The following is a 22,910-nucleotide window of genomic DNA, read 5'->3' on the forward strand; positions in this document are numbered from 1 at the left end:
CCGGATCCTTAGGGGCCGCCTACATCGCGGCATGGCACACTCCTTCGACGATGGACATATCAGGGGCGCAGCTGAGGGGGCTGCGGGCAGCGGTCTTCACGGCTCTCGTCGTGACGCTGTCCGCCGCCTCCCACGTGCTGCTCTCGCGCGTCCCGCTCCCCTTCCTCACGCTGGCCGCCGTCTCGGCGGGCGTCTTCGCCGTGGCGTACGCGCTGGCGGGCCGCGAGCGCGGCTTCTGGGGCGTGGCGGGGCTGCTGGTCCCGCTGGAGCTGGCCGCCGACACCGTCTTCACCACCGGACAGCACGTCTGTTACGGCCCCGCGGGCGGCCCAGTCGCCGGCGCCCTGCGCGCGGTCGGCGTGGACCTGCTGTGCGGCGGCAGCGTGGGCACCCCGCTGCCGGGCGTGGTCCCGCAGGGCGGCGCGGCCGCGCTGCTCGACTCGCCCGACCCGGCCCTGCCGTGGCTGCTGCTCGCCGCCCACCTGGCGGTCGGGGTCTCGGCCGCGGCCTGGCTGTGGCGCGGCGAGCGGGCGCTGGGGGCGCTGCTGCGCGCCGTCGGGGGCTTCGCCTTCCGGCCGCTGCTGATCGCGGCGGCGCTGGTGTCCACGCCCCGCCGGACCGTGCGCCGCGGCGCGCGCCCGGCCACCCGCGCGCACCGTTCGCGCACCCTGCTCCTCGTGCACAGCGTGGGACGGCGGGGACCGCCGTGCCCGGTGCCCGCTCCTTTCTGAGCGGGCCCTTCCGAGCACCGAGCAGTCCCCTCCCCTTTCCACCCTTTTCTGCCACGGAGAGATCGATCATGAGTGCACGCAACAGCCAGGCGAACAAGGCGGCGGCCCGCGAGCGGCTGCGCGCCGAGCGCGAGCGCCAGGCCAAGAAGGACAAGGCTCGCCGCCAGATAGTCGTCGCCGTCTCGACGGTCGCCGTGCTGGCGGCCGCGGGCGGCATCGGCTACGCGGTCATGCAGGCCAACAAGCCCTCCCACTGGGAGTCCGTGAAGGACGAGAAGAACGTCGCGGCCCCGGCGAACACCACCGGTACGAACGGCACCACCGTGGTGGTCGGCAAGTCCACCGCCAAGAAGACCCTGGAGCTCTACGAGGACTCGCGCTGCCCGATCTGCGCGACCTTCGAGCAGGCCGTGGGCGAGACGGTGAAGAAGGACGTCGACGCCGGCAAGTACAAGATCAAGTACGTCGGCGCGACCTTCATCGACAACTCCGACCAGGGCGAGGGCTCCAAGAACGCCCTGTCGGCGCTGGGCGCGGCGCTGAACGTCAGCCCGGACGCGTTCCTCGCGTACAAGTCCGCGCTGTACTCGGCGAAGTACCACCCGGACGAGCGCGACGACAAGTTCGCCAAGGACTCGTACCTGCTGGAGGTCGCGGACACCGTCCCGGCGCTCAAGGGCAACGCGGCCTTCAAGAAGGCCGTCGAGGACGGCACGTACGACGCCTGGGCGATCAAGATGTCCCAGGCCTTCGACAAGAGCGGGGTCACCGGCACCCCGACCCTGAAGATGGACGGCAAGAAGGTCACGTCCGAGGGCAGCGACAACGCCCCGATGACGGCGGCCGACTTCACCAAGGCCATCGACAAGGCCCTGAAGGGATAAGGGCCTTGGGGGCGGCGCCCCCGAGCGGTGACCGGGGCGCGGCCCCCGGTCGACGGGCAGGCGAACTTTCCCGGATTCGCCTGCCCGTTCGCTTTACCGGTCAGTAATGTGTCCGGCTGTGACCAGTCGTGATGTAATCGCAGACAGTGGCCTGCCGAGCCGTCGCTCGGTCGTGAAGGCCGCCGCCGCCACCGCCGTGGTGGCCGCCCCGCTCCTCGCCGCCGCCACCGCCACCGCCTCCGCGGACGAGCGGGGCCCCGCGTTCCTGCACGGCGTCGCCTCCGGCGACCCGCTGCCCGACGGCGTCCTGCTGTGGACGCGCGTCACCCCCTCCCCCGAGGCGGTGCCCGGCTCCGGCCTCGGCGCGGCGACCGAGGTCGCCTGGGAGGTCGCCGAGGACAAGGCGTTCGGACGCCTGATAGCCAAGGGGTCGCTCACCACGGGCCCCGACACCGACCACACCGTGAAGGCGGACGTGCGGGGCCTGCGCCCGGCGGCCGTCTACTACTTCCGCTTCCGCGCGGGCGACGCCGTCTCCCCGGTCGGCCGCACCCGCACCGCGCCGGCCGCCGACACCGCCGCGGGCGTCCGCTTCGGCGTGGTCTCCTGCGCCAACTGGGAGGCCGGCTACTTCGCCGCGTACCGCCACCTCGCCGCGCGCACCGACCTGGACGCCGTGCTGCACCTGGGCGACTACATCTACGAGTACGCCACCGGCGGCTACCCGGCCACCGGCGTGGTGCGCGAGCACGAGCCCAAGCACGAGATCACCACCCTCGCCGACTACCGCACCCGGCACGGGAAGTACAAGACCGACCCGGACCTGCAGGCCGTGCACGCCGCGCACCCGGTCGTGGCGATCTGGGACGACCACGAGTTCGCCAACGACGCCTGGTCGGGCGGCGCGGAGAACCACACCCCGGGCACCGAGGGCGACTGGGCCGACCGCCAGCGGGCGGGCAAGCGCGCCTACTTCGAGTGGATGCCGGTCCGCCCGTCCACCGAGGGCACGGTCTACCGCAGGCTGCGCTTCGGCAAGCTGGCCGACCTGCACCTGCTCGACCTGCGCTCGTTCCGCTCCCAGCAGGTGAAGATCGGCAGCGGTCACGTCGACGACCCCGAGCGCACCATCACCGGCCGCGCCCAGCTGGACTGGCTGAAGGCCGGGCTCGCCGCCTCCGACGCCACCTGGCAGCTGGTCGGCACCTCGGTGATGATCTCGCCGGTCGCCTTCGGCTCGGTCCCGGCCCACCTCCTCGGCCCGCTGGGCAAGTTGCTCGGCCTGCCCGAGGGCGGCCTGGCGATCAACGTCGACCAGTGGGACGGCTACACCGACGACCGCAAGGAGCTGCTGAAGCACCTGACGGACCGCGGCATCAGGAACACCGTCTTCCTCACCGGCGACATCCACATGGCGTGGGCCAACGACGTCCCGGTGAACGCGGCGACCTACCCGCTCTCCCGCCCGGCCGCGACCGAGTTCGTGGTGACGTCGGTGACCTCGGACAACATCGACGACATCCTGCACGTCGCGCCCAACACCGTGTCCACGGTCGCCGAGGTGGCCATCCAGGCCGCCAACCGCCATGTGAAGTGGCTGGACATGGACAGCCACGGCTACGGCGTCCTCGACGTCACCGCCGAGCGCTCGCAGATGGACTACTACGTCCTGTCCGACCGCAGGAAGCAGGACGCCACGACCTCCTGGACCCGCTCGTACCGCACGCTCAGCGGTACGCAGAAGGTCGAGCGGGTCGGCGCCCCGGTGCGCTGAGGCGCGGCGGGGGCCGGGCGTCCGGGCCGTACGTACGGTGAACTCCGGTACGTACGGCCCGTTCCGGGACTAACCTGGCGCCATGGGCGCGCCGGGGGACGTGATCGACGGACGGTTCGAGCTGCTCGCGCGGCTCGGCAGCGGCGGGATGGGCACGGTGTGGCGGGCCCGCGACACCGTGCTCCACCGCGAGGTGGCCCTCAAGGAGGTGCGCACCGACCTGGGCCCCGCCGGGGCCGACGCCCGCGAGCGCGTGCTGCGCGAGGCCCGCGCGCTGGCCCGGCTCAGCCATCCGCACGTGGTGACGGTCCACCACGTCGTGGACACGGGCCCGCACCCGTGGATCGTGATGGAGCTGCTGCCCGGGACCACCCTGGAGGACCGGCTGGCCCGCGGCCCGCTGGCGCCGCCCGAGGCCGCCCGGCTGGGCCGCCAGCTGCTCTCCGCGCTGTCCGCCGCGCACGCCGCGGGCATCCTGCACCGCGACGTGAAGCCGGCCAACGTCCTGCTGCGGCCCGACGGCGGCGCCGTCCTCACCGACTTCGGCATCGCCGCGCTCCAGGGCTCCACCGCGCTCACCGAGCCGGGCACCCTGATCGGCTCGCCCGAGTACATCGCGCCCGAGCGCGTCCGGGGCACCGGCGACGCCCCGCCCGCCGACCTGTGGTCCCTGGGGCTCGTGCTGTACGTGTGCGTGGAGGGCGTGAGCCCGCTGCGCCGGGCCACCACGCTGGCCACCCTCGCCGCGGTCCTGGACGACCCGGTGCCGCCGCCGGTCCGCTCGGGGCCGCTGTCGCCGGTCCTCGCCGAGCTGCTGGTGCGGGACCCGGCGGCGCGGCCGGGGGCGGCCCGGCTGGACGTGCTGCTGGCCCGGGTGGAGGCGGGCCAGGCGGTGCCCGAATGGGAGCAGGGCACGCGGACGGCGGTGCGGCCGGAGGCCAGGACGCCGACGGCCCGGGTGGCGGTGCCGAGCGGGCCGACCACGCCGACCGCTGCCGTGCGGCCCGCGCGCGGGCGCGCCCCGGTGGTCGCCGCCGTCGCGGTGGCCGTGGCGCTGGTCGCGGCGGCGACGCTGGTCCTGGCGCTGCGGGAGCCGGGCGGCGGAGGAGCCGCCGGGGGTACGGGAACGAGCGCGGCGGTACCGCCCCCGGTGACGTCCGCCACGGCGTCGCCCTCGCCCTCCGCCCCGTCCTCCGCCCCGCCCTCCCCCTCGGCGTCCTCGGAGGCGCCCGCCCCGCCCCCGAGCGCCCGGGCGGCCACCAGCGAGCCGCCCCGCGCCGAGGACCCGGCACCGGCCGCGGGCCGCTGGATCGCCCAGCTGTACTCGGAGCCGGTCTCCTCGGGGACGGCCGCGCGCGACCGGCGGCTCGCCTCGGTCAGGGAGTCCGTGCCGGAGGCGGAGTACCTGCGCAGCAACGACTACGCCTCGCTGCGCCCGGGGTACTGGGTGGTCTACGCGCCGGGCCCGTTCGCGGACGGCCGGGAGGCCCTGGAGTTCTGCGCCGGGCGCGGGCGCACCAGTGCCAACAGCTGCATCGGCCGCTACCTCAGCACGCGCGGCTCGGACCTGGTCCTCCAGTGCCGTCCGCCGGCGGGCGCCCCCTCGGGCCGCTGCACGCGCGACGGCTGAGGGCCGCGCGGGCCGGGGGCGGGCCCTACAGGCTGTCCAGGAACCCCAGGGCCGTCTTCCATGCCTCCTCGGCCGCCGCAGCGTCGTGGTCGGGCAGCTCCGGGTCGGTGAACAGGTGCCCGGCGCCCGGGTAGCGGTAGACCTCCACGTCGGCGCCGGCCCGGCCCATGTTGAGGTACCAGGCGTTCAGCCAGTCGTGGGTCTCGTACGGGTCGGGGTCAGCGACGTGCAGCTGGACCGGCAGGTCGTCGACCGCGACGCCCTCCGCGATGTCCGAGGTGCCGTGCAGGAGCAGCAGGCCGCGGGCCTTCTCGTCGCCCAGGGCCAGGGTCTGCGCGACGGACGCGCCGAACGAGAAGCCCGCGTACACCAGGCCCTTGTCGGAGTACGGCGCGGCGGCCAGCACGGCCCGGCGCAGGAGCTCGTCCTTGCCGATGCGCTCGCGCAGTTCGATGCCCTCCTCGACGGACCCGGCGGTTTGCCCCTCGAACAGGTCGGGCACGCGCACGTGGTGCCCGGCTTCGCGGAGCCTCCCGGCTGCCGCGTGCACCGCCGGGCGCAGTCCGTAGACCGAATGGAAAAGCATGATGTCCATACGGGACATCCTGCCAGTTAGCGACGGAGTCATGGAGAACGTACTGCGCCCGTTGACCGTCATCGGCGGCTCGGTGGCCCTCACGCTCGCCTTCGTCTGGGCCGTGGACTGGCTGCTGCGCCGCGCCGCCGCCCGGCACCGCGAGACGCCGCTGTGGCACCTGCTGCGCCGGTGCCGGCTGCCCCTGCTGCTCGTACTGCTGACCGCGCTGCTGCGCGGCTCCTACCGGCAGACCGAATGGAAGGTGATCGAGGACCACGAGACCGGGATCGGCCGGACCCTCTCGCTGACGATGATCGGCGCCGGGGCCTGGCTGGTGATCCGCATCGCCGCGGCGATCGTGGAGTCGTCCTACGCCAAGTACGCCTCGGGGACCCGCGACACCGCCCGGGTCCGCCGGGTGCGCACCCAGGTGACGCTGATCATGCGGATCGTCACCGCCGTGGTCGCGGTGGTGGCCGCCGCCGCGATGCTGCTGACCTTCCCCGACTTCCGTTCCATCGGCACGTCCATGCTGGCCTCGGCGGGCATCATCGGCATCGTCGCCGGTGTCGCCGCGCAGTCCACCCTGGGCAACCTCTTCGCGGGCTTCCAGATCGCCTTCGGCGACATGGTCCGGATCGGCGACACCGTGGTGGTGGACGGCGAGTGGGGCGTGGTCGAGGAGGTCACGCTGACCTACCTGGCGGTACGGACCTGGGACGAGCGGCGCATCACGATGCCCGTGTCGTACTTCACCAGCAAGCCCTTCGAGAACTGGTCGCGCGGCGGCGCCCAGATGACCGGCACGGTCTTCTTCCACCTGGACCACACCGCGCCGGTCGCCGAGATGCGCGACAAGCTCAAGGAGATCCTGGCCGACTGCTCCGCGTGGGACGGCCGGGACTGGAGCCTGGCGGTGACCGACACCACGCCGACCACCATCCAGGTGCGGGCCGTGGTGACCGCCAAGGACGCCGACGACATCTGGACGGCCCGCTGCGCGGTGCGCGAGCAGATGCTCTCCTGGCTGTCCGAGCGGCACCCGTACGCCCTGCCCCGGATCGCCACCGCCCCGGCCGCGGTCGCCCCCGCCCGCTCCCGGGCCCGGCGCGACGACCGCCCGCCGCGCCCCGAGGAGCTGCACAGCAACAACTCGGACGCGTACGTGGAGCACGTCGACGACGCCGAGGACGAGCTGCCCCGCACCGGCCGCGGCTGAATCGGTGGGCCGGGCCTCAGCGCAGGCTGCGCAGGTCCAGCTGGTTGAGCACCCGGTCCACCACCTCGGGGTCCGCCCCCGGCTCGCTGCGTGCGGAGAGCACCTCGTGCCGGGCGGCGGACATCATCTCGCGCTGGATGCGCTGCACCGTGCGGATCCGCTCGATCCGCTGGGCGTACGCCTCCCTGCGCTCCTCGTCCACCATGTCCGGGCTGATCCGCGCGCCCAGGTCGTAGGCCCGCCGCTGGAGTGTCTCCAGGGTCTCCTCGGGCAGCTCCTCGACCTCGGTGATCTCCTTGAGCCGCCGCTTGGCCGCCTTCGCCGCGCGCACCGCGAGCGCCCGCTCCAGGGCCCGCTCGGCGTCGGCGTCGGCCCGCACGTCCAGCTTGCGCACCAGCCAGGGCAGGGTGAGCCCCTGGAAGACCAGTGTGGTCATGATCACCGCGAAGGCCACGAAGACCAGCACGTCGCGCTCGGGGAAGGGCGAGCCGTCGTCCGTGGTCAGCGGAATGGCGAGGGCCAGGGCGACCGAGGCCACCCCGCGCATCCCGGCCCACCACATGACGACCGTCTCGCGCCAGCTGACCGGGATCTCCTCGTCGTAGTCGCGCCGCGTGTGCAGCCGCTTGGCCAGCCAGGTGGCGGGCAGCAGCCACACCAGCCGTACGCCCACGACGACGCCGACCACCGCCCCGGCCCAGCCGAGCATCTCGCCCCAGCGCCCGGCGGCCGTGCCGAAGACGTTGTGCAGCTCCAGGCCGATCAGGCCGAAGGCGACCCCGGTGACCAGGGTGTCGACGACCTGCCAGAAGGTGTTGCCCGCGAGCCGCCCGAGCACGTCGTCGGCGTCACCGCCCTGCTCGGCCAGGAACAGCGCGGTGGTCAGTACGGCGAGCACGCCCGAGCCCATGAACTCCTCGGCCAGCGCGTAGCTGACGAAGGGCACGAGCAGGGTGAGGCCGATCTGGAGCGTGGAGTCGCCGAGCAGCCCGGTCAGCTTGCCGGTGGCCCAGCCCAGCGCGAGTCCGACGGCGATCGCGACGACCGCGGAGAGCACCAGCTCGCCCACCGCGGCGCCCCAGGAGAAGGTCCCGCTGATCGCCGCCGCGATGGCCACGTGGTAGACGACGATGGCCGTCACGTCGTTGAAGAGCCCCTCGCCCTCCAGGATCGACACCAGCCGCCGGGGCAGCCCCAGCTGCCCGGCCACGGCGGTGGCGGCCACCGGGTCCGGCGGGGCGACCAGCGCGCCCAGCGCCACGGCCGCGGCGAGCGGCAGGGCGGGGAAGATCAGCTGGAGGACCCCGGCGACCGCGGCGGTGGTGACCAGGACCAGGGCGACGGCGAGCAGCAGGATGGGGCGTACGTTGGCGGCGAACTGGCGCCAGGAGGTGCGCTGCACGGACGCGTACAGCAGCGGCGGCAGCACCAGCGGCAGGATGTAGTCCGGCGGGATGTCCACGTTGGGCACGAAGGGCAGCAGCGCGAGCCCGATCCCGCCGAGGGTCATCAGCACGGGCGCGGGCAGCCCCAGCCGCTCGCCGAGCGGCACGGTGACGACGGCCCCCAACAACAGCACGAACAGCAGGGCCAGTTGATCCACGGGGCGCAATCCTCCGAAGGTCCGGAACGATCAAGACCCCAAGCGTGCCACGCCCGGAACAAAAAGGACGAACATGAGCGTTGCGGGCATGCGTTCCGCACGGGCGGAACGGATGGGCACGACGCCGACCTGCCGCCCGGCACCGGAGGGCCCCGAAAGGCCCGCCCCACGGCGCCCCGCACCGGAAGACGCCCCTACAGCGCCTTCCGCATCGCCCGGTGCACGATCCCCGCGTCCAGGAACTCGCCCCCGTACGCCACGTACCCCAGCCGCTCGTAGAACTCCACGGCCGACACCTGCGCGTGCAGGTCCACGACCACGAAGCCCCTCCCCCGCGCCGCCTCCTCGACCGCGCGGACCAGCGCCGCACCGACGCCCCTCCCGCGCGCGGAGCGCAGCACGGCCAGCCGCCCGAGGGCGCCCACGCCCTCCTCGGCCCCGGCCGCCCTCAGCAGGCGCCCGGTGCCCAGCGGCCCCTCGGGCCCGACGGCCAGCAGGTGCAGGGTCTCGGCGCCGGGCTCGTCGTGGACGTCGTACTCCAGGGCCTCGTCGACCCCCTGCTCCTCGACGAACACCTCACGGCGCACCGCGAAGCACGCCTCGCGGTCCTCGGGCTTCTCCGCGAGCCGCACCTCGAAGCCGAGGTCGCCCGCGGTCCCGCTCACGCGCTCTCCGCGGCGATCTTGTCGAGGGCCTTGCTCAGGTCCTCCGGGTAGGAGCTCTCGTACTCCACCCAGCTCCCGTCCGACGGGTGCTCGAAGCCGAGCCGCACGGCGTGCAGCCACTGGCGGGTCAGGCCGAGCCGCTTGGCCATGGTCGGGTCGGCGCCGTAGGTGAGGTCGCCGACGCAGGGGTGGCGGTGGGCGGACATGTGGACGCGGATCTGGTGGGTGCGCCCGGTCTCCAGCTTGATGTCGAGCAGCGAGGCCGCCCGGTACGCCTCGATCAGGTCGTAGTGGGTGACCGAGGGCTTGCCCTCGGCGGTGACGGCCCACTTGTAGTCGTGCTGGGGGTGGCGGCCGATCGGCGCGTCGATGGTGCCGCTCATCGGGTCGGGGTGGCCCTGGACCAGCGCGTGGTAGCGCTTGTCGACGACCCGCTCCCGGAACTGCTGCTTGAGCAGCGTGTACGCGCGCTCGGACTTGGCGACCACCATCAGGCCCGAGGTGCCGACGTCCAGGCGGTGCACGATGCCCTGGCGCTCGGCGGCGCCCGAGGTGGAGATCCGGTAGCCGGCCGCCGCGAGGCCGCCGATCACGGTCGTCCCGGTCCAGCCGGGGCTGGGGTGCGCGGCCACGCCGACCGGCTTGACGATCACCACGATGTCGTCGTCGTCGTGGACGATCTCCATGCCCTCGACGGGCTCGGCGACGATCTGCACCGGGGCGGGCGCGCCGGGCATCTCGACCTCCAGCCAGGAGCCGCCGCTGACCCGCTCGGACTTGCCGACCACGGCCCCGTCGACCTGCACCTTCCCGGCCGCGGCCAGCTCGGCGGCCTTGGTGCGGGAGAACCCGAACATACGGGCGATGGCGGCGTCGACGCGCTCGCCCTCCAGGCCATCGGGAACGGGCAGGGTGCGGACCTCGGGAATCGTGCTCACCCGTCGAGTATGCCTTGCCGGGCCGGACCCCCGGCGCCCGGAGGCGGGACGGGGCCCCGGCGGAGCCCCTCGGCGGTCAGTCCTTGTGGACGGTCCCGTCCGGGTCGAGGCCCCGGAAGGACAGGATCACGATCAGGAAGCCGCCGCACACGATCGCCGAGTCGGCCAGGTTGAAGACGGCGAAGTGCGCGGGCGCGATGAAGTCGACCACCGCGCCCTCGAAGACGCCGGGGGCCCGGAAGATCCGGTCGGTCAGGTTGCCCAGGGCGCCGCCGAGCAGCAGGCCGAGCGCGATCGCCCAGGGCAGGCTGTAGAGCTTGCGGGCCAGCCGGGCGATCACCACGATCACCGCCGCCGCGATCACCGTGAAGATCACGGTGAAGGCCTCGCCGATGCCGAAGGCGGCGCCCGGGTTGCGCACCGCCTCGAACTTCAGCAGGTCGCCGATGATCTCGATCGGAGCGTGGTGCTCCAGCTTGGCGACCACCAGCATCTTGCTGCCCAGGTCGAGCAGGTAGGCGAACAGGGCCACGGCGAAGAGCACCGCGATCCGGCGCTTGCCGCGGGGCCCGGGCGCGGGGGCCTCGGCCTCGTCGGCCTTCTCGGAATCCGGCGTACCGATGATGCGCTCCGCCTCTGCCACGTGAGTCCCTCAACCTAGGTGCCTGACTGAGCACGAGGGTACGGCACACACGTGCGGCATCAGCCCCGGCGTTCCTGCTTCTGCTTGTCCTCCACGCAGAGGGTGGCGCGCGGGAACGCCTGCATGCGGGCCTTGCCGATCGGGTTGCCGCAGACCTCGCACAGCCCGTACGTCCCGGCGTCCAGCCGCTGGAGCGCGTGCTCGATCTGCTCCATCGTCTCGCGCGCCGAGGCGGCCAGCGCCATCTCGTGCTCGCGGGTGATGTTCTTGGTGCCGGTGTCGGCCTGGTCGTCGCCCGCGCCGTCGCCGGAGTCCCGCATCAGCCCGGTGAGCGCCTCCTCGGAGGCGGCCAGCTCGGCGCGCAGCCGCTGCACCTCGCTCTCCAGCTCGGCGCGGGCCTCGGCGACCTCCTCGGGCGTCCACGGGTCCTCGCCCGGGCGGACCGCGAGCTCCCCGGGCGCCCTCGCGGCCCGGGCCGCGGGTACGGCGTCCTGCGTGGCCGCGCGGGTAGCGCCCGCGCTCTTCTTCGCTGCCACCGTCCTGGCTCCCGTCTGCTGTGCGGCCGCGGCCGCCCCCTCGGCCGCGTGCGCGGCCCTCTTCGGTGCGGCCCCGTCCGCGGCCGCCCCACTGCCCTGCGCCCTGCCGCTCCCGGCCGTCTCCTCGTCGACGGCCTCCTCGCCGCTCTCAACGTCTCCGGCGGCGTCCGGCGTTCCCGCGGCCTCCTCCAGCGCCGCGTTCCAGACGGCGTCCATGTCGAGCGCCTCGTCCGCGGCCTCGGGAGCCGCCGGCTCGGGAGCCGCCGTCCCCTTCACGGCCGCCTTCTTGACCGGCGCCTTCTTGGCCGGAGCCTTCTTCGCCGCCGTCTTCTTCGCCGCCGCCTTCCTGGCCGGGGCCTTCTTCGCGGCGGGCTTCTCGGCGGGCCGCTCCCCTTCCGACCCGGCCGCCTCCTTCCCGGCGGGCGCCTTCGCCGCCTTCGCGGCGGTCTTCACGGGCGCCTTCTTCGCCCGTGCGGAGTGCTCCGCGGCCTCCTCGGGGGCGTCGCCCACGGTGGACCCGCGGGCCGGCGCGGCCCCGGCCGCCTTCTTCCCGACGGTGCTCTTCTTGCCGTTCGTGTCCTTGGCCGCGGCACCGGTGGCGCTCGTGGTTCCGGACGCCGTCGACTTCCGTACGGCGGTCTTCTTCGCCACCATCCCGCGGCCCCTTCACATTTTGTGATCTTGCACGCGAATCGTGCTGGGACGATAAATCGACACAGGAGCCGCGGCAACGCAGGGCGCCACCGACCGGCCCGTCCCGCACCCGTGGCTCGGCGGACCTCCCTCCGTTGTGCCCAGCTCCCCGCCGCGTGAATCCGCCAGTCGGGCGGAGCGCGGGCCCACCGGATGGCGTGTGGCCATTCGGGCTAAGCGCGCGGGCGCGCGCCGCGCCCCCCGCGGGCGCCCCGAAACCAGTCGGCGGGCCCGCGCGTCGCCCCGTACACTGGGCCCAGCGAGAGGCGTGGATGGGGACCAGTAGCGTCGTACGCAGCCATGAGCGACCCGGGGACGGTGAGAGCCCGGGGGCGAGCGCGGAGCGAAGCATCACCCCGGAGCCGCCGGAAGAAAGCCAGCGGGCCGACAGGCCGGCGGGCGAGTAGACCCGGCATCGCGACCCCAATGAGGGGGCGGCGCCCAGGCGCCGCCAAGGAGGGTGGTACCGCGGGAGCCCACGGCTCTCGTCCCTCCGACGGAACGAAGCACACGTCCGCCGGAGGAGCCCGTCACATGACGCCACCGCAGTACAACCAGGTACCCGCCCAGGTCGACCTGCCCGCGCTGGAGCACGCCGTCCTCGACTTCTGGCGCGAGGCCAAGGTCTTCCAGAAGTCCCTGGAGCAGTCCGAGGGCCGCCCGGAGTGGGTCTTCTACGAGGGCCCGCCCACCGCCAACGGCATGCCGGGCGCCCACCACATCGAGGCCCGCGTCTTCAAGGACGTCTTCCCCCGCTTCCGCACCATGCGCGGCTACCACGTGGCCCGCAAGGCCGGCTGGGACTGCCACGGCCTCCCGGTCGAGCTGGCCGTGGAGAAGGAGCTGGGCTTCTCCGGCAAGAAGGACATCGAGGCGTACGGCATCGCCGAGTTCAACGCCAAGTGCCGCGAGTCGGTGACCCGGCACACCGACGCCTTCGCCGAGCTGACGACCCGCATGGGCTACTGGGTCGACCTGGACGACGCGTACCGCACGATGGACCCCCAGTACGTGGAGTCCGTGTGGTGGTCGCTGAAGCAGATCTTCGACAAGGGCCTGCTGGTCCAGGACCACCGCGTCGCCCCCTGGTGCCCGCGCTGCGGCACCGGCCTGTCCGACCACGAGCTGGCCCAGGGCTACGAGACCGTGGTCGACCCCTCGGTCTTCGTGCGCTTCCCGCTCACCTCCGGCCCGCTCGCGGGCGAGGCCGCGCTGCTGGTGTGGACGACGACCCCGTGGACCCTGGTGTCCAACACCGCGGTCGCCGCCCACCCGGACGTCACCTACGTGGTGGCGACGGACGGCACGGAGAAGCTCGTCGTCGCCGAGCCGCTCCTGGAGAAGGCGCTCGGCGAGGGCTGGGAGGCCACCGGCGAGCGCTTCACCGGCGCCGAGATGGAGCGCTGGAAGTACCAGCGCCCGTTCGAGCTGATCGAGTTCCCGAGCGCCGGCGAGGGAACCGATGGACACAGCCCGGCCGAGGCCCACTACGTGGTCAACGCCGAGTACGTGACCACCGAGGACGGTACGGGTCTGGTCCACCAGTCCCCCGCCTTCGGTGAGGACGACCTCAAGGTCTGCCGCGCCTACGGCCTCCCCGTGGTCAACCCGGTCCAGCCGGACGGCACCTTCGAGGAGGGCGTCCCGCTGGTCGGCGGCGTCTTCTTCAAGAAGGCCGACGAGAAGCTGACCGAGGACCTGCGCGAGCGCGGCCTGCTCTTCCGCCACGTGCCGTACGAGCACAGCTACCCGCACTGCTGGCGCTGCCACACCGCGCTCCTCTACTACGCGCAGCCGTCCTGGTACATCCGTACGACCGCGGTCAAGGACGCGCTGCTGCGCGAGAACGAGGGCACCAACTGGTTCCCCGAGTCCGTCAAGCAGGGCCGCTTCGGCGACTGGCTCAACAACAACATCGACTGGGCGCTGTCCCGCAACCGCTACTGGGGCACCCCGCTGCCCATCTGGCGCTGCGAGGAGGGCCACCTCACCTGCGTCGGCTCCCGCGCGGAGCTCTCCGAGCTCTCCGGCAGCGACCAGAGCGCCCTGGACCCGCACCGCCCGTACATCGACGACGTCACCTTCAGCTGCACCCACGAGGGCTGCTCGCTCGACGCGGTGCGCGTGCCGGAGGTCATCGACGCCTGGTACGACTCGGGCTCGATGCCGTTCGCGCAGTACGGCTACCCGTACCAGAACAAGGAGCTGTTCGAGTCCCGCTACCCGGCGCAGTTCATCTCCGAGGCCATCGACCAGACCCGCGGCTGGTTCTACACGCTGATGGCGGTCGGCACGCTGGTCTTCGACAAGTCGTCGTACGAGAACGTGGTCTGCCTGGGCCACATCCTCGCCGAGGACGGCCGCAAGATGTCCAAGCACCTGGGCAACATCCTGCAGCCGATCCCGCTGATGGACCAGCACGGCGCGGACGCGGTGCGCTGGTTCATGGCGGCCGGCGGCTCGCCCTGGGCGGCCCGCCGCGTCGGCCACGGCACCATCCAGGAGGTCGTCCGCAAGACGCTCCTCACCTACTGGAACACCGTCGCCTTCCAGGCCCTGTACGCGCGCACCGCGAACTGGGCGCCCAGCGCCGCCGACCCGGCCCCGGCCGACCGCCCGGTGCTCGACCGCTGGCTGCTCTCCGAGCTGCACGCGCTGGTCGACCAGGTCACCCAGGCCCTGGAGGCCTACGACACCCAGCGCGCCGGCAAGCTGCTGTCCGCGTTCGTCGACGACCTGTCCAACTGGTACGTGCGCCGCTCGCGGCGCCGCTTCTGGCAGGGCGACAAGGCCGCGCTGCGCACCCTGCACGAGGTCGTGGAGACGGTCACCCGCCTGATGGCGCCGCTGACCCCGTTCATCACCGAGCGCGTCTGGCAGGACCTGGTCGTCCCGGTCGTCCCGGACGCCCCGGAGTCGGTGCACCTGACCAGCTGGCCCGAGCCCGACCTGGCGGCCATCGACCCGGCGCTGTCGCAGCAGATGGCGCTGGTGCGCCGGCTGGTCGAGCTGGGCCGCGCCACCCGCGCGGAGTCCGGCGTCAAGACCCGCCAGCCGCTCTCCCGCGCGCTGGTCGCGGTCAGCGGCTTCGAGACGCTCTCGCCCGAGCTGCACGCGCAGATCACCGAGGAGCTGAACGTCGAGTCGCTGGCGTCGCTGTCCGAGGTGGGCGGCTCGCTGGTGGACACCACCGCCAAGGCGAACTTCCGCGCGCTGGGCAAGCGCTTCGGCAAGGGCGTCCAGGACGTCGCCAAGGCCGTCGCGGCCGCCGACGCCGCCGCCCTGTCGCTGGCCCTGCGCTCCGGCGAGGCCGCCCTGGAGGTCAACGGCGAGACGATCACGCTGGCCCCCGACGAGGTCATCATCACCGAGACCCCGCGCGAGGGCTGGTCCGTCGCCTCGGACTCGGGCGCCACGGTGGCCCTGGACCTGGAGATCACCCCGGAGCTGCGCAAGGCCGGCCTGGCCCGTGACGCGATCCGGCTCATCCAGGAAGCCCGCAAGAACAGCGGCCTGGACGTCGCCGACCGCATCGCCCTGCGCTGGACCACCGGCTCCGAGGAGACGGCCGAGGCGCTCACCGCGCACGCGGACCTGATCGCCGACGAGGTCCTCGCGGTGGACCACGCGCGCGGCGAGGCCGACGACGCCTACGGCACCCCGTTCACCGACGAGGCCCTGGGCCTCACCTTCCGCCTGCGCAAGGCGTAGCCCACGGACGGAGGGCCCCGGCGGTGGATGCCGCCGGGGCCCTTCGTCACATCCGTCGCCGTACGCCTGCGTCGTACGCGTCCCTCGTACGTACGCGGACGAGCACGGCGGGCGCATGCGAAAGGGCCGGGCCCCGGGGAGATCCCCGGGGCCCGGCCCTCACGGCGCTGCCGGCGCTACGCGCATTGCGCGTGCTGGCGCGTCAGTTGTCGTCCTCGTCGATCAGGAACCCGCGCATCGGCGAGGGCGCCTGCTGCATCGGCTGCGGCGCCTGCGGCCGCACCGGCGCCATCGGCTGGGTCATCGCCGGCGACATCTGCTGCTGGCCGCCGTACGACGGGGCACCGCCCATGGACGGCGGGCCGCCCATCGACTGGTTGCCGCCGAAGGACGGGGCACCCGCACCGGCCGGAGCCATCGACGGGGACGGCGGCAGCGAAGCGGTCGCCGGGGTCCGCGGCGGGGCGAGCGAGTCGTCGGCCTGGGTCTCCAGCTGGCGCAGCTGCGACTCCAGGTAGGACTTCAGACGGGTGCGGTACTCGCGCTCGAAGCCGCGCAGGTCCTCGACCTTGCGCTCCAGCGTGGCGCGGGCGGACTCCAGGGAGCCCATCGCGACGCGGTGCTTCTCCTGGGCGTCCCGCTCCAGGGCGTCGGCCTTGGCGCGCGCGTCGCGCTCCAGGCCCTCGGCGCGCGAGCGCGCCTCGCCGACGATCTTGTTGGCCTCGGAACGGGCCTCCGCGATCGCCTGGTCGGCCGTCTGCTGGGCCAGCGACAGGACGCGCGCGGCGCTGTCGCCGCCGGGGCCCTGACCGGGCTGCGGCAGCTGCGGGCCACCGTGGCCGCCGTGGCCCATGGGGCCGCCCATCGGACCGCCCATGGGGCCGCCCTGCATCGGGCCGGGGCCCATCGGACCGCCCTGCGGACCGTGTCCACCGGGACCCGCCGGAAGCTGCGGCGCACCACCGGGCAGCTGGGGCGGACCCATCTGCGGGGGCTGCTGCTGGACCGGCGGACCGGATATGGCGGCGGGCACGGGGGCGCCGGGGCCTCGGCCGTCCTGCGGCTCCGGCGGCTTGCGCATGCCCTGCTGCTGGTTCTGCGCGGCGGCGCGGGTGGCCGCTGCGAGCTTGGCGCGCAGGTCCTCGTTCTCGCGGAGCAGGCGGGTCAGCTCGGATTCGACCTCGTCGAGGAAGGCATCGACCTCGTCCTCGTCATAGCCTTCTCGGAGGCGGACGGTCGTGAACTGCTTGTTCCGCACGTCCTCGGGGGTCAGCGGCATCTCTTCTTCACCTCTACGTAGTCGTCGGCAGTCGGCAAGACCGTATCGTCCACGCTCATCCACTCACCTCGCGAAGTTGCCCACGATGCTGAGCAGGATGTAGACGATGATCATCAGAACGAAGAAGGACAGGTCGAGTGCCACGCCCCCGAGACGCAGCGGCGGGATGAACCGCTGCAGAAGCTTGAGTGGTGGATCGGTGACAGTGTAAGTGGCCTCCAGAACGACCACCATCGCCTTGCCGGGTTTCCAGTCCCGGGCGAACTGGAACACGTACTGCATGACAAGCCGGAAGATCAGCAGGATCAGGAAGCACATCAGCGCGATGTAGACCACCTGCAGTGCGACGCCCATCCCGCGCTTCCCTCTCCCCTGGCTCTCTGTCCCACCGGCCGCTCGGCCGGGTGTACCCGGTACTTCGTTCTCTAGCTCTGGTTGAAGAACCCGCCCTCTGCGATGCGGGCCTTGTCCTCCGCCGTGACATCGACGTTAGCAGGCGACAACAGGAACACCTTCTGCGTCACCCGCTCAATGCTGCCATGCAGGCCGAAGACCAGGCCGGCGGCAAAGTCGACAAGTCGCTTCGCGTCGGTGTCGTCCATCTCGGTGAGATTCATGATCACCGGAGTGCCCTCACGGAAGTGTTCCCCGATGGTACGGGCCTCGTTGTAGGTCCGCGGGTGCAGCGTGGTGATGCGGTACGGCTCCCGCTCGGACACGACCTTGGGCATGATCACCGGTGCGTTCTTCTCCAGGCTGGGACGATCGGGTGTGATGGACGACACGGGGGCGATTCGCGCGGGACGTCCGTTTTCCGCGGGGAGCGAAGCCGCGTGCGCGACGGGCTCGCGCGGCGCCGGGGGCTGCGGTGCGACGCGCACCGGCTCCTCCCGCTCGACCTGGCGCGGGGGCTCGTGGCGGTGCCGGTCGCGTGCCGGCTCCTCCAGCTCGGGTTCGAAGTCGTCGTCGGGGTCGTAGCCCCGGCCGTCGTAACCATCGTCCTCCACGAGGCCGAGGTAGACCGCCATCTTGCGCATCGCGCCGGCCATTCTCTGAGTCCTCCGCTCTGTGGTGGATCCAACGTCACCAAGTGCCCGCGATCCACTGGTCCTGACCGCCATCGGCGGAATGACCATATTTTCTCTGTGGTCCGACTTGCTTCGCGACGTTACCCGAGCCGGGGACGGACTCCGAGTACCGCCGTACCGACGCGTACATGTGTCGCTCCGGCCGCCACGGCTTCCTCCAGGTCCGCACTCATCCCCGCGGACACCATGTTCGCAGCCGGATGGGTCTCGCGCAGGGCAGTCGACAAATCCATCAGCCGGTCGAACGCGGCCCGTTGGCGGCCCGCGTACGGGCCCGCGAGCGGGGCCACCGTCATCAGTCCGCCGACCCTCAGACCGGGGGCCTCCTCGATCGCCGCGGCCAGCTCCGCCACGCCGTCGGGCGCGATGCCGCCGCGCTCGCCCTGCCGGCCGGACTCCGCGTCCAGCGCCACCTGCACCAGGCAGGACAGCTCGCGCCCGGCCCGCACGGCGGCCGAGGACAGCGAGGTCACCAGCTTCGGCCGGTCCACGGACTGCACGACGTCCGCGTAACCCACCACCGAGCGGACCTTGTTGGTCTGCAGCTGGCCCACGAAGTGCCAGGTCAGGTCCAGGTCGGCGGAGGCGGCGGCCTTGGGGGCGGCGTCCTGGTCGCGGTTCTCCGCGACCTGGCGCACCCCGAGCCCGTGCAGCAGCCGCACGTCGCTCGCGGGGTAGGTCTTGGTGACCACGACCAGGGTCACCTCCGCCCGCTTCCGCCCGGCGGAGGCACAGGCGGCGGCGATGCGCTCCTCCACCCGTGCGAGGTTCGCGGCGAGTTCAGCCTTGCGGTCCGTCATGTCCTCTTCAGTCCAACCAGACGTAGCCGGCCAGCCGGCCGGTGGTGCGGTCGCGGCGGTACGAGTAGTGGTCGCGGGACTCCAGCGTGCAGACGCCGGACGCCTGACGGTCCGGCACCCCCAGCTCGGCGAGCTGCGCGTGGACCCCGGAGGCGACGTCGACCGCGGGGGTCCCCCAGCTGGTCTCGGCGTACGACTCCGGCCGGACCGCGGCGACCTCGGCGCGCATCCGCTCGGGGACCTCGTAGCACCGCCCGCACACGGCGGGCCCGGTGCGGGCGATCATGCGGGACGGGTCGGCGCCGAGCGAGACCATCGCCTCCACGGCGGCCGGGACGACCCCGGCGACCATCCCCGGCCGGCCCGCGTGGGCCGCGGCCACCACCCCGGCGACCGGGTCGGCGAGCAGGACCGGGACGCAGTCGGCGGTCAGCACCGCGAGGGCCAGGCCGCGCCGGGCGGTGACCACCGCGTCGACCGCCGGGACCTCGGAGGTCTCCCAGGGGCCCTCGACCACGGCGACGTCCCGGCCGTGCACCTGGTTCATCCAGACGACCCGGCCCGGGTCGAGGCCGAGCGACTTCGCCGCGAGCTCCCGGTTGGCGCGGACCGCGGCGGGGTCGTCCCCCACCGCGCCGCCGAGGTTGAGCTCCTCGTACGGAACGGCGCTCACCCCGCCCCACCGGTCGGTGAAGGCGAAGTGCGCGCCGTTCGCGTGGTCGTGCTGCCCTATCACTTCAAGAAGTCCGGGACGTCCAGCTCTTCGGCCTGGGTGTCCGGGTAGGGACGGGCCGGGGGGACCACCGGCGGGGCGGACTGCGGCGCCGACTCGGTCGTCGCGGGGGCGGGCTCGGTCGGGGCCTTGGGCTCCTCGCGCGGCGGGACGGTACCCAGGCCGCCGATGGAGCGGGGCGACTCGACCGCGCGCGGCGGGGCCGCGGGCTCCTCGCGCTTGTTCGAGGTGGAGCCGATGATGTTGTCCCGCCGGGCCGGCGGCTGGCCGCCGTCGAAGCCCGCCGCGATGACGGTGACGCGGACCTCGTCGCCCAGGGCGTCGTCGATGACGGCGCCGAAGATGATGTTGGCCTCCGGGTGGGCGGCCTCGCTGACCAGCTGGGCGGCCTCGTTGATCTCGAACAGGCCGAGGTCGGAGCCGCCGGAGATGGAGAGCAGCACACCGCGGGCGCCGTCGATGGACGCCTCGAGGAGCGGCGAGGAGATCGCCATCTCCGCGGCGGCCACCGCGCGGTCGTCGCCGCGCGCCGAGCCGATGCCCATGAGCGCCGAACCGGCCTCGGACATGACCGACTTGACGTCGGCGAAGTCCAGGTTGATCAGGCCGGGAGTGGTGATCAGGTCGGTGATGCCCTGGACACCGGACAGCAGGACCTGGTCGGCCGACTTGAAGGCGTCGAGCACGGAGACCTGGCGGTCCGAGATCGAGAGCAGCCGGTCGTTGGGGATGACGATGAGGGTGTCGACCTCTTCGCGGAGCTGGGCGATGCCGTCCTCCGCCTGGTTCGCGCGCCGCCGGCCCTCGAAGGTGAACGGGCGGGTGACCACGCCGATCGTCAGGGCGCCCAGCGAGCGGGCGATGTTGGCGACGACGGGGGCGCCGCCGGTACCGGTGCCGCCGCCTTCACCGGCGGTGACGAAGACCATGTCGGCCCCCTTGAGGACCTCCTCGATCTCCTCGCGGTGGTCCTCTGCCGCCTTGCGGCCGACGTCGGGGTTGGCCCCGGCGCCGAGGCCGCGGGTGAGTTCACGGCCGACGTCGAGCTTGACGTCGGCGTCGCTCATCAACAGCGCTTGCGCGTCGGTGTTGATCGCGATGAACTCGACGCCCTTGAGACCGACCTCGATCATTCGGTTGATGGCATTGACACCACCGCCGCCGACACCGATGACCTTGATGACTGCGAGGTAGTTCTGCGGTGCTGCCACGTCGAAGGCCTCTCGCCTCGAGTTACGGGTCGTCACTTCGCGGTTGGCGTGCGGGCGACGACGGATGCCGAGTGGGGCGGTCCGAAACGCCGACCCAAACCCTAACGTTGAAGTTTAGGGTTACCAGTGTGCTGTTTCCTGGACTCTTCCGAACAGGACACTAAGTCGACAAGTGGCGCACGTTCAACGAACACGCCGAACCTCCCGTTTTTCTTTTCACCCTATGTGATCACCCATAGCGCTGACCAACCAGGGTCCTGGCCAGCGCCGATGTCCGTCAACTCCCTGACGCGGCAGGGGCGGTGGGGGCACTCACGTCGAAGTGTCCCGCTTTGGGCGCCGCTTTCATGAGCGCGGTGAGCGCGCGGGCCTTCGCCTCGCCGTCCTCGCCGCTGCCCCACGCGACGGTCCGGCCGCGGGTCAACTCCAAAGTGACGGAGTCATATGAACGTACTCGGAGCTTGCGGGTGTCCTTCGCGACGGCGGGCGGGAGTTCACCGCGTACGCGCACCGCCTCGGCGAGCAGCCGGTCCGCGTCGAAGCGGCGCAGGCTCGGCGACTGGTCGGCCGTCAATTCCAGTACGGGAACACCCGCGGGGGCCTTGTCGACCGTGGCGAAACGCACACTCCGCGCGTCCACTTCGATGAACTTCGACCCTTTTCCGATGAGCAGTACGGGCTGTCGCTCGGTCACTTTCAGACCGATTCCGTGCGGCCACGACCGGACGACGTCCACCGTGTCGATCCTGGGCAGTTCGCGTCGCAGCCGGTCCTCGATCCCGTCGGTGTCGACCGAGACGAGCGGCGCCCCGACGGGCACCGAGGCGACCGCTTCGACCTGCTCCGGTGTCAGGACCCGGGTGCCGTACGTCCGTACCCGCTCGACCCGCAGCCATTCGGAGCCGTACAGCACCCAGGTTCCGCCCGCGAGGAGGGCGATCGTGACCGCGATCAGGAGCAGGGCGCGCGGGCCCGGCATCCTGCCGCGCGGCCCGCGCCCCGGGCGGGAGGGCCGGGCCGACGCCCCCTTCGGCGTGCGCTTCGGCTTGCGCGCGGAGCGCTCCGCGGTCGTCGGTCCGGCCACGTCCCCTGCCTTCCTACGCCTGTCGGCGTGCGGCAATCGCCTCGTACACCATGCCGACGAGGAGGTCGTCGGCGTCCCGGCGGCCGAACTCGGCGGCGGCGCGGGACATCTCGTACAACCGGTGCGGATCGGAGAGCACGGGCAGGACGTTGCCCTGGACCCACGCGGGGGTCAGTTCGGCGTCGTCGACCAGCAGTCCACCGCCCGCCTTCACCACCGGCTGGGCGTTCAGCCGCTGTTCGCCGTTGCCGATCGGCAGCGGTACGTAAGCGGCGGGCAGCCCGACGGCGGAGAGTTCGGCGACGGTCATCGCGCCCGCGCGGCAGAGCATCATGTCGGCCGCGGCGTACGCGAGGTCCATCCGGTCCACGTACGGTACCGGGACGTAGGGCGGCATCCCGGGCATGTTGTCCGCGCGCGGCAGTTCGTTCTTCGGGCCGACCGCGTGCAGGATCTGGATCCCGGAGCGCTGGAGCACCGGAGCCGCCTGCTGGACCACCTCGTTCAGCCGGCGCGCGCCCTGGGAGCCGCCGGACACCAGCAGGGTCGGCAGGTTGGGGTCGAGGCCGAAGGCGGCGCGCGCCTCCGGGCGCACCCGGGCCCGGTCCAGCGTCGCGATGCTGTGGCGCAGCGGGATGCCGATGTAGCGGGCGTTGCGCAGCTTGCTGTCCGGCGTGGCGACGGCCACCCCGGCCGCGTACCGCGAACCGATCTTGTTGGCCAGGCCCGGGCGGGCGTTGGCCTCGTGCACCACGATCGGCACGCCGAGCCGCTTGGCGGCCAGGTAGCCGGGCAGCGCCACGTAGCCGCCGAAGCCGACCACGCAGTCGGCCTTGGTGCGCTCCAGGACCTGCTCGGCCGCCTTGATGGTGCCGCGCAGCCGGCCCGGGACCGTGATCAGCTCGGGCGTGGGCCTGCGGGGCAGCGGCACGGCCGGGATGAGCGCCAGCTCATAGCCCCGCTCCGGCACCAGCCGCGTCTCCAGGCCCTTCTCCGTGCCCAGGGCCGTGATGCCCACGGTCGGGTCCTGCCTGCGCAGGGCGTCCGCGAGGGCGAGCGCGGGCTCGATGTGGCCGGCGGTCCCCCCACCGGCGAGTACGACATGCACCGA

At 72.8% G+C, this 22,910-nt stretch carries 20 protein-coding genes; 6 read left to right on the forward strand and 14 right to left on the reverse strand.

Annotation, left to right across the window (positions count from 1 at the left end):
- The first annotated feature begins 50 nt into the window (after positions 1-50).
- From ABT160_RS11625 to ABT160_RS11640, 4 genes are all read left to right on the forward strand, one after another.
- Entirely contained in the window at positions 51-731 is a 681-nt protein-coding gene (locus ABT160_RS11625) for a hypothetical protein (RefSeq protein WP_351646459.1), read from the forward strand.
- A 68-nt stretch (positions 732-799) separates the two neighbouring features.
- Positions 800-1,615 (forward strand): thioredoxin domain-containing protein, encoded by an 816-nt coding sequence (locus ABT160_RS11630; protein WP_351646461.1) that lies wholly within the window; start codon positions 800-802, stop codon positions 1,613-1,615.
- 106 nt (positions 1,616-1,721) lie between these two features.
- Positions 1,722-3,389, forward strand: coding sequence for an alkaline phosphatase D family protein (locus tag ABT160_RS11635; protein ID WP_502984203.1), 1,668 nt, complete (start codon positions 1,722-1,724; stop codon positions 3,387-3,389).
- Between the two features lie 82 nt (positions 3,390-3,471).
- A complete protein-coding gene (locus ABT160_RS11640; RefSeq protein WP_351646465.1) occupies positions 3,472-5,019 on the forward strand; it encodes a serine/threonine-protein kinase in 1,548 nt (515 codons plus the stop codon).
- 25 nt (positions 5,020-5,044) lie between these two features.
- Here the strand turns inward: ABT160_RS11640 and ABT160_RS11645 are convergent, their stop codons facing one another.
- Positions 5,045-5,623 carry a dienelactone hydrolase family protein gene (locus tag ABT160_RS11645; RefSeq protein ID WP_351646467.1) on the reverse strand — a complete coding sequence of 193 codons (579 nt, stop codon included), beginning with the start codon at positions 5,621-5,623 and terminating at the stop codon, positions 5,045-5,047.
- 22 nt (positions 5,624-5,645) lie between these two features.
- Between ABT160_RS11645 and ABT160_RS11650 the strand changes: the two genes are divergently transcribed.
- A complete protein-coding gene (locus tag ABT160_RS11650; protein WP_351646469.1) occupies positions 5,646-6,815 on the forward strand; it encodes a mechanosensitive ion channel family protein in 1,170 nt (389 codons plus the stop codon).
- A 16-nt stretch (positions 6,816-6,831) separates the two neighbouring features.
- Here ABT160_RS11650 and ABT160_RS11655 read toward each other — a convergent pair whose 3' ends face one another.
- From ABT160_RS11655 to ABT160_RS11675, 5 genes are all read right to left on the reverse strand, one after another.
- Positions 6,832-8,418 carry a Na+/H+ antiporter gene (locus ABT160_RS11655; protein WP_351646471.1) on the reverse strand — a complete coding sequence of 529 codons (1,587 nt, stop codon included), beginning with the start codon at positions 8,416-8,418 and terminating at the stop codon, positions 6,832-6,834.
- A 194-nt stretch (positions 8,419-8,612) separates the two neighbouring features.
- A complete protein-coding gene (locus ABT160_RS11660) occupies positions 8,613-9,083 on the reverse strand; it encodes a GNAT family N-acetyltransferase (RefSeq protein ID WP_351646472.1) in 471 nt (156 codons plus the stop codon).
- The gene (locus ABT160_RS11665) at positions 9,080-10,021 is read right to left on the reverse strand and encodes an RluA family pseudouridine synthase (RefSeq protein ID WP_351646474.1); all 942 of its coding nucleotides are present in this window, start codon (positions 10,019-10,021) and stop codon (positions 9,080-9,082) included. The genes ABT160_RS11660 and ABT160_RS11665 overlap by 4 nt, the downstream gene beginning before the upstream one ends.
- 76 nt (positions 10,022-10,097) lie before the next feature.
- Complete coding sequence (lspA, locus tag ABT160_RS11670; RefSeq protein ID WP_351646476.1) at positions 10,098-10,664, reverse strand: signal peptidase II; 567 nt, start codon at positions 10,662-10,664, stop codon at positions 10,098-10,100.
- A 59-nt stretch (positions 10,665-10,723) separates the two neighbouring features.
- Positions 10,724-11,854 (reverse strand): TraR/DksA family transcriptional regulator, encoded by a 1,131-nt coding sequence (locus tag ABT160_RS11675; protein WP_351646478.1) that lies wholly within the window; start codon positions 11,852-11,854, stop codon positions 10,724-10,726.
- A gap of 573 nt (positions 11,855-12,427) precedes the next feature.
- Between ABT160_RS11675 and ileS the strand changes: the two genes are divergently transcribed.
- On the forward strand, positions 12,428-15,604 hold the full coding sequence (gene ileS, locus ABT160_RS11680; protein WP_351646480.1) for an isoleucine--tRNA ligase: 3,177 nt from the start codon (positions 12,428-12,430) through the stop codon (positions 15,602-15,604).
- Positions 15,605-15,806: 202 nt separating this feature from the next.
- Here the strand turns inward: ileS and ABT160_RS11685 are convergent, their stop codons facing one another.
- From ABT160_RS11685 to murG, 8 genes are all read right to left on the reverse strand, one after another.
- A complete protein-coding gene (locus ABT160_RS11685; RefSeq protein ID WP_351646482.1) occupies positions 15,807-16,883 on the reverse strand; it encodes a DivIVA domain-containing protein in 1,077 nt (358 codons plus the stop codon).
- A gap of 63 nt (positions 16,884-16,946) precedes the next feature.
- On the reverse strand, positions 16,947-17,237 hold the full coding sequence (locus ABT160_RS11690) for a YggT family protein (protein WP_351646484.1): 291 nt from the start codon (positions 17,235-17,237) through the stop codon (positions 16,947-16,949).
- 71 nt (positions 17,238-17,308) lie between these two features.
- Complete coding sequence (locus ABT160_RS11695; protein ID WP_351646485.1) at positions 17,309-17,932, reverse strand: cell division protein SepF; 624 nt, start codon at positions 17,930-17,932, stop codon at positions 17,309-17,311.
- A gap of 119 nt (positions 17,933-18,051) precedes the next feature.
- Positions 18,052-18,771: a YggS family pyridoxal phosphate-dependent enzyme gene (locus ABT160_RS11700; RefSeq protein WP_351646486.1), complete on the reverse strand. Its 720-nt coding sequence runs from the start codon at positions 18,769-18,771 to the stop codon at positions 18,052-18,054.
- 7 nt (positions 18,772-18,778) lie between these two features.
- A complete protein-coding gene (pgeF, locus tag ABT160_RS11705) occupies positions 18,779-19,507 on the reverse strand; it encodes a peptidoglycan editing factor PgeF (protein ID WP_351646488.1) in 729 nt (242 codons plus the stop codon).
- A complete protein-coding gene (gene ftsZ / locus ABT160_RS11710) occupies positions 19,504-20,715 on the reverse strand; it encodes a cell division protein FtsZ (RefSeq protein ID WP_351646489.1) in 1,212 nt (403 codons plus the stop codon). The genes pgeF and ftsZ overlap by 4 nt, the downstream gene beginning before the upstream one ends.
- Positions 20,716-20,992: 277 nt before the next feature.
- Positions 20,993-21,799, reverse strand: a complete 807-nt coding sequence (locus ABT160_RS11715) for a cell division protein FtsQ/DivIB (RefSeq protein WP_351646491.1) — start codon at positions 21,797-21,799, stop codon at positions 20,993-20,995.
- A gap of 13 nt (positions 21,800-21,812) precedes the next feature.
- Entirely contained in the window at positions 21,813-22,907 is a 1,095-nt protein-coding gene (gene murG, locus ABT160_RS11720) for an undecaprenyldiphospho-muramoylpentapeptide beta-N-acetylglucosaminyltransferase (protein WP_351646493.1), read from the reverse strand.
- Positions 22,908-22,910 lie beyond the last annotated feature (3 nt).

This window comes from Streptomyces sp. NPDC001941 (assembly GCF_040296945.1).
In the GTDB taxonomy this organism is placed as follows: domain Bacteria; phylum Actinomycetota; class Actinomycetes; order Streptomycetales; family Streptomycetaceae; genus Streptomyces.